General features: G+C 41.4%; 12 protein-coding genes and 1 pseudogene. 5 read left to right on the forward strand and 8 right to left on the reverse strand.

Translation table 11 applies throughout. The features are described 5' to 3' along the window. Positions 1–271: 271 nt before the first annotated feature. Positions 272–2,062 carry a WD40 repeat domain-containing protein gene (locus tag HWQ39_RS09460; RefSeq protein WP_292843644.1) on the reverse strand — a complete coding sequence of 597 codons (1,791 nt, stop codon included), beginning with the start codon at positions 2,060–2,062 and terminating at the stop codon, positions 272–274. 331 nt (positions 2,063–2,393) lie between these two features. Between HWQ39_RS09460 and HWQ39_RS09465 the strand changes: the two genes are divergently transcribed. Next, the gene (locus HWQ39_RS09465) at positions 2,394–2,639 is read left to right on the forward strand and encodes a hypothetical protein (RefSeq protein WP_292843646.1); all 246 of its coding nucleotides are present in this window, start codon (positions 2,394–2,396) and stop codon (positions 2,637–2,639) included. Here the strand turns inward: HWQ39_RS09465 and HWQ39_RS09470 are convergent. Then, positions 2,636–3,031, reverse strand: coding sequence for a hypothetical protein (locus tag HWQ39_RS09470; RefSeq protein WP_292843647.1), 396 nt, complete (start codon positions 3,029–3,031; stop codon positions 2,636–2,638). The two genes, HWQ39_RS09465 and HWQ39_RS09470, sit on opposite strands and share 4 nt — an antisense overlap. 220 nt (positions 3,032–3,251) lie before the next feature. Between HWQ39_RS09470 and HWQ39_RS09475 the strand changes: the two genes are divergently transcribed. Beyond that, positions 3,252–3,524, forward strand: a complete 273-nt coding sequence (locus HWQ39_RS09475) for a hypothetical protein (protein ID WP_292843648.1) — start codon at positions 3,252–3,254, stop codon at positions 3,522–3,524. Positions 3,525–3,535: 11 nt separating this feature from the next. Further along, positions 3,536–4,213 carry an SDR family oxidoreductase gene (locus HWQ39_RS09480; RefSeq protein WP_292843649.1) on the forward strand — a complete coding sequence of 226 codons (678 nt, stop codon included), beginning with the start codon at positions 3,536–3,538 and terminating at the stop codon, positions 4,211–4,213. A gap of 1 nt (position 4,214) precedes the next feature. On the opposite strand, the gene HWQ39_RS09485 is transcribed toward HWQ39_RS09480, so the two are convergent. From HWQ39_RS09485 to nrdJ, 6 genes and pseudogenes are all read right to left on the reverse strand, one after another. After that, the gene (locus tag HWQ39_RS09485) at positions 4,215–5,264 is read right to left on the reverse strand and encodes an aromatic ring-hydroxylating dioxygenase subunit alpha (protein WP_292843651.1); all 1,050 of its coding nucleotides are present in this window, start codon (positions 5,262–5,264) and stop codon (positions 4,215–4,217) included. A gap of 288 nt (positions 5,265–5,552) precedes the next feature. After that, on the reverse strand, positions 5,553–5,990 hold the full coding sequence (locus tag HWQ39_RS09490; RefSeq protein ID WP_292843652.1) for a secondary thiamine-phosphate synthase enzyme YjbQ: 438 nt from the start codon (positions 5,988–5,990) through the stop codon (positions 5,553–5,555). 77 nt (positions 5,991–6,067) lie between these two features. Then, on the reverse strand, positions 6,068–7,237 hold the full coding sequence (locus HWQ39_RS09495) for a pyridoxal phosphate-dependent aminotransferase (RefSeq protein ID WP_292843653.1): 1,170 nt from the start codon (positions 7,235–7,237) through the stop codon (positions 6,068–6,070). A gap of 53 nt (positions 7,238–7,290) precedes the next feature. Then, positions 7,291–7,377, reverse strand: a pseudogene (locus HWQ39_RS09500) (RNA-binding protein); the annotation flags it as partial. A 100-nt stretch (positions 7,378–7,477) separates the two neighbouring features. Then, the gene (locus HWQ39_RS09505; protein WP_179068568.1) at positions 7,478–7,696 is read right to left on the reverse strand and encodes a hypothetical protein; all 219 of its coding nucleotides are present in this window, start codon (positions 7,694–7,696) and stop codon (positions 7,478–7,480) included. A 152-nt stretch (positions 7,697–7,848) separates the two neighbouring features. Beyond that, positions 7,849–11,124 (reverse strand): ribonucleoside-triphosphate reductase, adenosylcobalamin-dependent, encoded by a 3,276-nt coding sequence (gene nrdJ, locus HWQ39_RS09510; protein WP_292843654.1) that lies wholly within the window; start codon positions 11,122–11,124, stop codon positions 7,849–7,851. Positions 11,125–11,343: 219 nt separating this feature from the next. Between nrdJ and tilS the strand changes: the two genes are divergently transcribed. After that, entirely contained in the window at positions 11,344–12,336 is a 993-nt protein-coding gene (gene tilS / locus HWQ39_RS09515) for a tRNA lysidine(34) synthetase TilS (protein ID WP_292843656.1), read from the forward strand. Between the two features lie 140 nt (positions 12,337–12,476). After that, entirely contained in the window at positions 12,477–13,217 is a 741-nt protein-coding gene (locus HWQ39_RS09520; RefSeq protein ID WP_292843658.1) for a Uma2 family endonuclease, read from the forward strand. Positions 13,218–13,454: the final 237 nt, after the last annotated feature.

Raw genomic sequence — 13,454 nt, forward strand, 5'->3', positions numbered from 1 at the left:
CCCGGATTTTTTATGGGAGGCTAATAACACTTAGTATATGCTACTTTTTGTTAATATGTTGTCAATTTGACTACAGAAGTTGACAATCCATGATATATAAAATTACTCAAATTCTTTCGCAGGCCGGAGTAGCTGCTGAAAGGATTTACCATACTGAGTGCTGAGTAAACATACTAGTCCCCAATCCCTAGCCTTCAGTTATTCTTTCATCCAAGGCTTTTGAAATTCGTTTCATCGGGAATGCCTCATGCCTCTTCAACACGAATTACTATTAACTCCGTTGCCAAATTTTAATTGTCTTATCTAAACTCCCACTAACCAACATCTCACCGGATGCTGTGAAGGCTAAGGCTGTGACTATATTCCCATGACCTGTAAATGTACTCAGCAATTCTCCGGTTTGGAGATGCCACAATTTGATGGTTTTATCAGCACTACCGCTGGCGATAATTTGTCCATCGGGACTTAAAGCGATCGCATATACTCTATCTCTATGTCCTTTAAGAGTATGAAGTAATTCTCCAGTCTCCAATTGCCAAATTTTAATTGTTTGATCCCAGCTACCACTGACAAGTAGTTTACCATCTGCACTGATTGCTAAGGAACGAACGATATGAGCATGACCCATGAGGGTATGTAGCGGTTGTGCATCTTTTAAACTTTTGATTCCTGTCTGCGGTAAGGTGCGCCAAACTTTGATTTTGCGGTAACTACCCGTCACCAGAGTTTCCCCATCTCGACTTAAAACCAGGGAATGAGCAGCTGTATCATCTAAAGAAAGTGCGATCGCTACCTGACGTTGCATCAAATCCCAAAATAGAATTTTTCTGTCATCTCCGCCTGTCGCTAGCATTCTGCCATCGGGGGTAAAGGCAGCACACCGCACTACCCCATTGTGTTTATGCAAAATATCTATCAAGTCTAAAGCACCTACGTGCCAAAGCTTAATTGTGGAATCTGCACCGCAACTCACTAAAGTCTGTCCATCTGAACTAAAAGCTAGGGAATTTACTTCATCCACCAGCCCAGATAGTACCCAAGGATACTCTGATAATGTCTCTATTAATTCACCCTTACTTAAATCCCAGAGTTTCGTCTCGCCACGACTACCACTTGCCAAAATGGGTAAAGCTTTGCCATTGTTACACCCGGAACTGAAAGCTAGGCAATTAATTCCTCTGGTGTGTCCTTGCAAAGTCTGCCAGCATTCCCAGTCACCGACTATATCCTTGAGGTAATGCTCTGATGGTAAAGTCTGTATTGTATCTGCGATCGCTCTCTCATTAATTACTGGCGACGCATTTTTTTTGCCAGTAAGTGATTCTAAGTACCAACTCAATCCCCCTGCATACAACAAGTTACTTGGAGTTACATACAGTTTTGGTTCAGCAAATTCAAGTTGATTTGTCGGTAAAAAGCCTGTTATTATGCTTTGCCTCTCGTAACCTAAATTACCTGTAGATGGATAAAACAAACATAGAAAAATTAATACTTGGTGATTTTTCAAATCTTCTTGAGTAATCGACCACCTAATTTTGTCTTTCTTAATACCATTAAAACTTTCTCCATCAGCAACGTAAACTTGAACACTTAGCTGAGGATGATCTTTAAGTACATAAGGAAATTTACTTTCGCCACCCAAATTTCCTTCATCATCTAAAATAATATTTTGTAAGGTATCTTGTGACACCTTTTTTACCAATTTGCCCAACCGTTCAGTTATTACTCGGTCAACAATATGCTCGCGTAAAAGATAATCTTGGGCTTGTTGTTGGAAGTATTTCGGGAAAGGTATCGTCCAGTCAGGAGGCTCAGGATATTCAGGTGGCGTTGGCGGCGGGTTTTTGGCGAGAACTTCTGCTTGTTGGCGAGAAAGTTCTTGGAGTCTAGCCAATGGCTCACCCCAAAAGGCAATAACTTCAGTGTGACAACCTTTAACTTGACTTTCTAGCAAAGATAAGTCGTAAGTTTTAGGTTTTTTGACACGTTGAAGAAAGTCTGTTTGTTGAGCTTTGAGTAAGCTAATCCAATCCATCTGCATTCCTGCGGCAAACTGTTGCATACCTACGGTAAGCTATACCAATGCAATTACTCAAGTTTATAACCTAGTTAATTAAAAATTCAGTAATGTTAGCAGTCTAATAAAACACAGCCATTGGCAGATGTTTCCGGGGAAGAGATAGATAAACAGCACTTAGACGTTTCATGAATTGATGCAGTTGAAGTGTATAGAATTTAGATGATGTCAGTCAATTCTAACGGACATGGACAAAGAGATACTGTTTTCCTAGAAACACTTCTAGCTGTAAAAGAAAGTTTAATTGGAGACGGATTTCCAAGATTGCAGATACGTTAAGTCAACAAATACTTACACAAAAATAACCTAGTACAGCATGGCGGAAGTAAGCTGTTGTGATTATAGTTTGCACATTGAGGTGGCAAGGGAGCAGAGTGCAGGGAGCAAGGGAGAGAATTTACAGGTTTTGCCTAATCATCCTTGTGATGCAATTTGTAAGCGCAACAGCTTAAACCACCCATTGAAAATCAATGAAACTCTTGCGGTATTGGAATTACGTAGTTTACTTCTCGCCTTCTCTACGAGACGCTACGCCAATGGCGAGTATGACGAATTATTTTAACTTTTACGTTTTGGTTGTCTGGGTGTAGTACTGACATCAGAGGAGTTGCCAAAAGTATCCCTTGCTTCGATTTGTTTAATTTTCATTTGCAAGTTCAAGTCATCACTGCTAACAATTGTTTCTAAATTCGCTAATCTCTCCTCTAGCAGTTCTATTTGCTGCTGTTGCAAATAGTTAGTTTTTGATTTTTGCTCATCAGAACGCCAAACAGCAACAGTACCAACAGCTGCACCACCAATAGCAACTAAAGGAAGAATAGCACCGCTTCTAGTAATGGCTGACAGTGGGACGCAAACTCCGAGAATTGCTACTGTAATTACCCAAATTCTGGTAGTAGCAGATAATCTGACATCATGATATTGCTCTAGATTGGGTTGAGATTTTTTAGCCATAGGTAAATCCATTGAAAACTTATTTGCTAGATTGACACAATTACCTATTACAATACCTCCTACTATTGGGTTAAGTATAATTGCCATCCTAGTATTTATGTAATTATAGTTACTCAGTTATTTGCGATCGCTAGATTGGAATTGTTAGGAGCATCTGTACCTCGCCAATAGAAAAATTTGCGGACAAGTTGCAGCATTTTTTGGTTATGGTTTACACAGTATGGCAACGTTATCATTGTGGTACGTGGCAGCGACTATCTTATCCTTACCCGACTTCCTACCACTTCTACTGATGGGAGGAACTTGTGATAGAGTAATTGCGAACAACAGCGATCGCTATAGTGTAAATTATAGAAATGCTACTACCTCAGTCATACGTACATTCCAAGCAGTAATTGACACTCACGTTCGTCACCAATCAGAAGCATCTCAGTTGCTTGAGCAACTATTAAGTGCTGCCAATCCTCTGATAAAATCCTTTGAGCGTAAGTAGTTAAGTTTATTATGACAAGTGAATCTTATATTTTTCTAGCTGGAGCAAGTCGCGGTGTTGGTCGAGAAATTGCCCAATATCTCAGGGCGCAACAGCTAAAGGTTAAAGCACTCGTGAGAACAGCAGCAGTTGCAGACGAACTAGAGAAAACAGGTATTCAAGTAGTTGTGGGAGATGCCTTGAATATTGAGGATGTAGAAGGCGCAATCCTCAAAGATGAACCTATTCACACCGTTATCAGTACAATTGGTGGTTTACCGACAGATGGAGAAAGAGCAGATTACCCTGGTAATAAAAATCTGATCGATGCAGCAGTTAAAGCTGGAGTGCAAAAGTTTATTCTTATATCTTCCATTGGTGCTGGCAATAGTGTTGTTGCTTTGTCACCCCAAGTTTTAGCAGCACTGGGAACAGTTTTAGTTGAGAAAGACAAAGCTGAACAACACTTAATCGCCAGTAAACTCACCTATACAATCATCCGTCCTGGTGGACTAAAGTCAGAACCAGCAACGGGTAATGGTGTTTTGACTGAAGATCCGCACATTATTGGTAGCATCAATCGTGCAGATGTCGCGCAGTTAGTTGTCCGTTCTTTAAATAGCCAACGCGCCAATAATAAAATCTTGTCAGCCGTAGACCGAAATATGCTGTTTGGGCCAAGAGAATTTGCAGAATTTACCTTGGAGTAATTTAAGCACGCCAGCGTAGTATTTGACCCTTAACAGGATTCACAAATTCTCGTCCTTCAGCAATAGAACGAGCATACTCCCGCTTCAACTGGTAGTACCACTGGGCCTGCACATCTGAGTCTTTAATTAGTCGCAGTATGGGGTTATACTTGAGGCCAATCTGCTGCTTTTCCACAACTGTTCGGTCTTGGTCGATAAAAGCCCCTGCTAGCAGATGTACTAGTGGCTTGAAAAATCCTACCCAAGGGAGTGTCCAGTAAAGAGCAAAAGTTACCTCCGTTTCTGTGTCTGAAATCGGTGTAACAGCCGTTATATTAACGACTCGATGATTGGCAATTGTGGTTTCTTCGATTCTGACTCCAGGTAAACGAAAAGAAATTTCCGTTTCTGGCACACCACCGCCAATCAGCCAGTATAATCGACCCCCATTCGCTGGTAATCGGTGTCGTCGCATCGTGAAGCCGTAGGGTGAAGCATCAAACTGCTTTACTTCTTCATGTAATTGCTCATTTCGCCACCACCAAGCGCGATGAACATAAGGTGAATGAGCCGGGTCCATCAAACCTACCACTGCATGATCTATAAAACAGGGAAATTTCACGACTTTTACGAACTGGGGCGGCTCATCAAACCCAGGAATCACCGGAATTTCTATCTCGGAAGCAGGTTGAGGGTTATCTGGATCGGCCATGTATATCCAGATATTTCCTTGAGCTTCACGAACTGCATAAGACTGTACGTCGAAGCGACTCAAATCCATCTGTTGTTCTTTTACAAGAGATGGTATTGTAGTGCAGCGTCCACCCTCGTTAAAGCGCCAACCGTGGTAACAGCATTCCACTTCCTGCCCATTGAATCTACCGCAACTCAAGGGCACACCACGATGAGGGCAAATATCCCGCATCGCCGAGACTTTGCCATCCTGACTACGAATTAGCAATACTGGTTCTCCCAAGAAAATGCGGCTGATCATCATACCTGGCTTGATTTGATTGCTAGGCAAAGCATAGTACCAAGTATTACGTAATACAAAATTATCGTTATTTTTCATAACTAATACCAAATTCAAATAGATAGGATGTTGGACATTACTGGAACAGACTTTAGGTAAAAACGTTTAATCTAAAATCCAAAATCTAAAATCCAAAATTGGTATAATTGCGTCTACCTTTGACACAATAAAAGTCCTGCTTTGTGGAAGGGAAGGCTATGCTTGAAAACATTATTTCAGATTTTTAATTGCTGTGAGGAAATTCAACTGATACCTTTGTTGGTCATGTTCGTGATTCTCTTCGTTTTGGGTTTCTCTGGAATCCTTACAGGTGTAAAGTTGCATTATTTATTCGCCAGAAATTTGCACAAATATCGTTCTTTTACGCGGGCCGTCTAACTCAAAAAACAAAACAGATTGCCAAGTTCCTAATACTAATTTACCATCCATAATGGGAATTATCTCACTCGTGGTCAGCATCATTGCGATTAAATGAGAGTGAGCATTTATTGGCTCATTTTCTGGAACATCTCTTAAATGCAAATCATTATGCAAATAGCTGGCTGATTCAGGTGCTAGTTTTTGCAAGAACACTTTGACATCTTCTAATAATCTGACTTCATTTTCGTTGATAGCTAATGCTGTTGTTGTGTGTTGAGAAAATACTAAAACTTGTCCATTTATAATTGATGTTGAGGCAATAAAATCTTGAATTTGTGGGGTGATATTATGAATATTAATTTTTGGCTCAGTTTCAATTTCAATTAACTTATTAATAATCGGCATCTGTTTAATTTTATATTTGCAATTGCGGACGAGGTATGCTAACACAGCCTTGAAGAAGGCAGAAATATGGATGACTTCTAACTCCTAACTATAGTTTCCAAACCTTGCACTAATCTTTCTATTCCTTCTTTTGCCGTCTCTTTTTGCAGCGCCCCATAAGCAACGCGTAGATAGCATCCGTCATCTATGCCAAAGGTTGTACCTGGAATAACTGCTACTTTATATTCCTGGATTAGTCTTTTAACTAACTCAAAAGCATCCATTTGGGTATGAACTTTGAGGAAAAAATAGAAAGCACCATCGGCGGGGATAATGCTACACAAGCCTTGTAGGCGATTAAGGGAGTCTAATACTAATTTGCGTACTTGAGCAATAGCTCCTATATGACTCTGTAAATACTCCTCTTTTGCCTGCAATGCCCCTAAAGCTGCATATTGAGAAATGACTGGCGGACAAATCAAAATTGTATCCTGGACTTTTTTAACAGCGACAAGCAAGTGTTTGGGAATCACCATATACCCAATGCGCCAACTGGCAAAACCGTATGCTTTGGAAAGGCTATAGAGAGAAATGGTGTACTCGCTATTATTACCAAATGAGCCAGGTGAAATGTGTTTTATTCCGTTATAGGTAAAGTATTCATAAGCTTCATCGCTGATGTGGTAAATATTACGATCGCCACAAATTTGATTTACTTGGCGTAATGCTGCTTCTGAATAGACAACTCCAGTCGGGTTATTTGGTGAAATCGTCACCACAGCCCGTGTTTTGGGAGTAATTGCTTGAGCGATCGCATCTTGTCGCAGCTGGTAATTTTCATCTGTCGCCACTAACACCGGATGACAACCAGCCATTGCGATCGCCATTTCGTGATTGAAATAATAGGGCGTATTCAGAATAATTTCATCGCCTGGGCTAGCGATCGCCAGAATGGCATTCATAAATCCCATATTGCTCCCTGCTGTCACGACGATGCAGTTTTCCTGGTTGATTTCAATGCCGTTGAAGTCTTGCAATTTTCCTGCAAGCGCTGTTAGTAATGGGGGAATTCCCTCAACTGATTTGTATAAATTATTGTCTGGTTCGGCTAAGAATTTGGCTAAAAATTCTATGGCTTCCGCTGGTGGGTTGTAAGAAACTACACCTTGTCCTAGAGAGATTGTTCCCGGAGAATTTTTAATCAGTTCCCCAACCACAGGAATAATCGGTGACTGTACCGCTTGCATACGAGAGGTTAGGGATTCCATGTTTTCTTGCTTATGTACCTGACTTTAGTATCTAATACGCCAAAAGATAAGCGTTAAAAATCTTGTTTTTTCGACCAACTACCACGGGGATTATCCTCTCGCGGCTTGGCTTTATTAACTTTGAGTTGACGACCCATCCAAAAAGTAAAATAATCATTGGAGAAAGTAGGGTTCAGTGCTGCCAAGGGTAGCACTGACTCCCTGTTTTTGAGTAAATTCAACTATGTATGGTTGGAGTTTTTAGTCAATGGAAATCTGCTGAGGGCCATTGGCTTTGCCATTATGGGCATCAGTTGTGGTACGGGTGTAACTATTTGAGCGGATCTGTTTATCTAGCCAGCCTTTAACGGGATCGTCTGCGAGATTGAGCCGAAGTACACCAGAGAAGAACCCACCCACAAATGAGACTGGATGCTGAGTAAATTCCCTGAATATAGGTGACAATTCATCAATGAACATTAAGAGACTCCTGGCACTGCCGTAAAAAATTATTACTTCTTAATTGATCGTAACGTGTTTGGGCATGGGGCATTGAAAAGAGGCAGAGGGGAAAACTCTTCTCTCTTACTCCCTGCTCCCTGCCCCCTGCCCCCTTGCTTCTTCCTCTGTCCCTAGTCCCCAGTCATTGGTTGCTGATCGGGAAACATACACTTATCAGAATCACAACCACTAGGGCCGGCCTCTGACATTTCGCCTAAATCGTAGCGGCTTAAGACTGCACAGAAGTCATCTGTTTTCCGCCGTGCTTTCACCTCTTGATTTAAGCGATCGTAGGTGGATTTGTCTATTGGTTCAAACGGCAAACGCGGGAATGATTGCAAATCGTCAAAACGGGCTAAAAGAGCCGCTGAAATATATCCCTCATCATTCTGGATGGTTTCGTAAATGCGCTGTCCCAAAGGCTCGATTTCATCAGAGCGGAGTTCCAAAGTAGCCGATGTGTTGTGAGTCACATACCAACGTTGAACTTGAAGGACAAAATCAAATTGGGCTAAGGCTGAAAACTTAGAAACATCAATTTCATCAGCTCCCAGTAAATCAGCCCAAGTTACAGAAACAGGGATTTCCACTAGCCATTCACTCACCCGTGGATCAAAGGGATCGTTGAGCAAATTGCCCTGTTCATCTTTGTCTGACTGAGAGGGAATAACGTTGTAACCATAGTCAATACAAGCTAAGGCTACTGGGTCATTTTTACCGAAAGTAATCCGGCGAATAAATCTTTGGGCTTTCGGGGGATGCCAGCCGGAACTAGCATTAGTTAATAAAGCTTTAGTACCACTGGGTTGCACTGTGGTACAACGATTTGGACGCTTGAGATTGTGGCGATCGCAATAATCCCAAACTACTCGATGTACAATATCTCTCCAAGAACTAAGGTATTTCTCTTCCTCACGCTTAAAAGCTAATCCTTGTGGAGTTGCAGGCCTACCTGCTTCCCACCAGCGCAGCCAATCAACACCAAAAGCATGGACAAAGAAATCAAATAAACCTGTAAAAGAAACTCCCACAATCGGGTCTAATTCACGGCTGTATTGATAGCGTGGTTCCAGGAATTTATGATTTAAAAGTGCTGCTACAGATAGGGCCCCAGCAGTGAAAGCTTCCTCTTGTTCTTTGTAGTTACGTGGATCGATTTGATTGAGGTGAACCTCTGACAAATTGCAGTTGCCTGTTAGGGTATTACCAAATACTCCTTTGTGATGTTCTGGTTCATTGAAGCAATAAGTATCGTGCAAACTTGGTAATTCTTCTACACCTCTGACTATTTGCCATTTACCTTTGTATTTGGCGTCACATCCTTTGCTTACATCCAACCGCTGGCAAGGAATTTGTCCACAGTCAGTAATTTGCAAGTAGTATAAATCTTGACTGCGAACACCATAGTTAGTTATTGACCCTTTATGAGCGCAGAGATTTAAAGAAGAACGGATACCGCATTTAGTTAGTAATAACTGCACTCGATACGCACGTTCGTAATCAGAAATGTAAATCCTAATGCCATTGCTATGTGTATTTGTGCCATCTATATCGGCTAAACCAGCGATAAAATGCAAAATTGCTTGGCGATTCCAACTAGCAATTACATTCAGTGACTCTGGATTTGTTTTTAAACTCTTTAAAAATTCTCCAGAAAAACCTAAGTCTGTTACATCTATAAAAGTTGGTAAGTAGTCATAGTTTCTTTCAGGAGACTTACTTCCGATTACAGATAAAGCTGCTTTTTGTTCATAGAGCCTAACTTTGGCATTACCATTTTGGTCTGTAGTTCCATCTCCTACAGCTATCCCCAAAGTATAGGCATAACTTGGATCGATATTTAACCCACTCTCATACTGAATCATAAAAGGCTCAGTATGAATGGCGTATCTACTAACATCCATCAAATCCTTGGTTTGTACTTCTTTGTATTCTTTATCAAATCTATCTTTTACAAAGAAGCGATGATATTCAGTTGCATCCAAGTAAGTACCATCTGCAAATTTGACTCGATACAGCTTGCGTTCGCTACCAGTTTTAAATGGCGTTACTTGGCTCCATTTTTCACCATTCCAAATCTCAATTTCATCTCCAACAACATCTTTGATTTTATGCATTCCATCTCTAGTGATGAGCAAGGTATCACCACTCACACAATGGAAGTTAGCGCCAATTATCTCACCACACGGATTTAAACCGTAGCGAGCTAAACGATGTTCTAACTCATTAGCATCAAGATTTGAATAACGTTCTTCTAACCACTGTTTTGCTGTTCCTTGTTCATAAGCTTGTAAAAACTCAACTTTCAAAGCTTGTGTTGGTAGCAAATCAATATTTGATCGCGCGACGGCTTCACCAGCCCATTGAATCGCTCCCTCGCCACTATAATATTGTTTGCGGACGGCATCAAGACATTCTTCTAAAGTTGGCTTGCGGTGGAAAACTCTCGTATGGTTTGCCATCCTGAGTGCATCACGCTCTGGATCGATTCGCCAGTTGCCATTTTCATCTTGCTGCCATAGATTATCTTTGGCGGTGGCTGCTAGGTTATCGCCAGAATCAAACTGACGCATCCCCGCGCTTCTACGTATATTTCCAGCAACAATTGTTACTGCCGCTTGATCGATTAACAGACAGCATTCAACTGAATTTAATTGTCGTCCTCTAGCTTTATTCAGAATAGATGCACAACGCTGATACAGTCCGGGCAATTTCACCGGATTTGCAACTCCTCCAAAGCCGTTGAGAGTTTCTCCTGCTTTTCGGACATCGCTGATATCAACTAATACTTCAACTGCTGATGAAAATTGTTCATCAGTAGAGAGTTCTAATAAGGCTTGATATGATTCAACCCAACCTTCACGGCTATCTCCAACGTGAATAGTGACGTTATTGCCTTCTATATGAGTTTCAGTATATTCACGTCGCAGTTGGACAGGAGTGCTGCCAATTTCACCTTGAACAGTGACATTCAGTTGATTACGGATGGGGGGCAACTGGTTAATAAATTGTGGTTCTAAGACGGCTCCAGTGCCACAGCCCATCATTGCCAAATCCATCATTAAACCGAAGGCACTCCAGTCTTCGAGATTGGTAGAGGTGCAATTATATGCCCCGGAAAAGTTCTTGGGCTTGGTTATCCAGTCTGTACCACCAACCCATAGCCAGCGCCCACTGGGCATAGCTTTCAAGTTGCGCTGCATCTTATCCAAGATGAGAGCTTCTTCTGGAGTTAGCTTTCCTAACTCGACTAAGCCTTGTAGAGTGCGATCGCATACTTCATCCCATGTTTCCCTTAGTCCCGCCTTTGTCCGGCGGCTATAGGTTCTAAAAAATACGGGATTTGCAGCCGGTGCTGTTTCTGGAAACCTTGCACTCTGGCGTGTTCTTTCGAGATTCTGAACCATATATTAAGTGTCTTGCGTTCTTCTTGCGTGCGGACAGATTATGACTATACGCCAAGTAGTTTTAGTATTAAAGATTGTCAAATTGTCCACTTTACGCTAGCTCTACCCTGCACTAATTACAACAAAAATTTATGATGTATAATGTATCTCACCCTTGGGGAGGAGATATATAAATGGTTTTAATTAGCACATATTCAGTCATGAGTAAATTATTTCTATATGGTATGGACTCCCCTACACGCAAAAATCCATCGCACCATCCGATCGCGCCACTTATTTGAGCGTAACCAACGGCTACTAATCGCTGTCTCCGGCGGACAAGATTCTTTGTGTTTAATCAAATTACTTTTAGATTTACAATCCAAATGGGGATGGTATTTAGGTATTGCTCACTGCGATCATCGCTGGCGTTCTGATTCCGAGGCTAATGCTAACCACGTCGAAAATTTAGCGAAAACTTGGGGTATATCCTTTTATTTAGAAACAGCGAACAAACCGATAAATAGTGAAGCTGCTGCACGCGATTGGCGCTATCAAGCTTTAAGTGCGATCGCACAAACAAATAATTATCAATATATAGTTACAGGACACACGAAGAGCGATCGCGCCGAAACTCTCCTCTACAATTTAATTCGCGGTACTGGTGCTGATGGCTTACAAGCCCTGACTTGGCAACGCCCTCTAACTACAGACATTATGCTAGTGCGTCCACTTTTAGAAATTACTCGCACACAAACAGAGCAATTTTGTCAAGAATTTAAATTACCAATATGGGAAGATTCCACCAATCAAGATTTGCAATATGCCCGTAACCGCATTCGCCAAGAAGTAATACCATATTTGCGAGATAATTTCAATCTCCAAGTAGAATCAGCCTTAGCCCAAACAGCAGAACTTTTACAAGCGGAAGTGGAATATTTAGAAAAAGCTGCCCAGGAGTTGCGGGATAAGGCATTGGGCATTGGAGATGAGGAAAATTCCCTTACTCTTGTTCCCTTACGGTTAAATCGTCGGGTATTGCAGAAAGCACCACTAGCGTTGCAACGTCGGGTGATGCGTCAGGTGTTGCAGCAAATATTGACTGATGCGCCCAGTTTTGAACACATTGAGAAATTAACGGCTTTAATTATAGCGCCCAACCGATCGCAAACCGATCCATTTCCTGGTGGTGCGATCGCTCAAGTAGAAGGCGACTGGATCTGTTTGAAATAGTTTTGAACTATTGCTATTGCAAAGCAGGGAGAGGTTTGTTGAATTTACGTTAAATCACACTCTCGCATTCTTCTAAATTGCTATCAAAATTTATTAATAAAATAAAGACGTACTAACCATCAAAAAACAGTAAGCCCATCATGCTAAATTACGATCCATTAGCTTGTTTGCCCTCATCAGAGGAACTACCTGACTCTGACGACACCCCAGTGGATAACGAATTACAAGATTTGATTCCCGGTTTACTTAAAGCGCTTTTGGCAATGGCTTGGCCTGAACGTATGGATTGGTATTTTGGCGTTGATATGGGTATTTATTACGATCCAGACTTACCGCCAATAGTACCAGATGGGTTTTTGAGTCTGGGCGTAGAGCGATTTTATGATGAAAACCTCCGCCCTAGTTACGTGCTTTGGGAAGAGAAGAAACTACCGATATTAGCGCTGAAAGTGGTATCTAAGACATATCGCGGTGAGTATTCAACCAAGAAAGCAGAGTATGCAAGATTGGGATTTTTGTATTATGTAGTTTACAACCCATTTCGTCGCCGTAAGCCACGTTTAGAAGTTTACAAATTAGTTAACAATGTTTATGAATTACATGATGGTAATCCAGTTTGGTTGCCAGAGATAGGTTTAGGAATTGGCATCGAACGAGGAACTTATCTAGGCATACCACGGGAGTGGATGTATTGGTATAACCAACAAGGACAACGGTTTTTAACACCAGAAAAAGACAAAAAACTTGCTCAACAAGAAGTTCAGCAGGCAAAACAAGAAGTTCAGCAGGCAAAACAAAAAGCTCAACAAGTACAGCAAGAAATCCAATTATTACGAGAACGGTTGCGATCGCTCGGCATAGATCTTGATTCTCTGTCCTGAATTGCTATCAAAATTCATTAATGAAATAAAGCATAACAATTGCGTAGACGCGGAGCGCCTTGTCGTTAGACATCGCTCGGTATAGATCCTGATTTAATCTAAGAGGATGTTTTAAAAGTCCTCTGCTCAGTAGCAAAACGTTTTAGATCCCCCTAAATCCCCCTTAAAAAGGGAGACTTTGATTGATTCCTGTTCCCCCCTTTTTAAGGGGGGTTAGGGGGGATCTAGAAGTGCCTA

The organism is Nostoc sp. NMS8 (assembly GCF_017115045.1).
In the GTDB taxonomy this organism is placed as follows: Bacteria; Cyanobacteriota; Cyanobacteriia; order Cyanobacteriales; family Nostocaceae; genus Nostoc.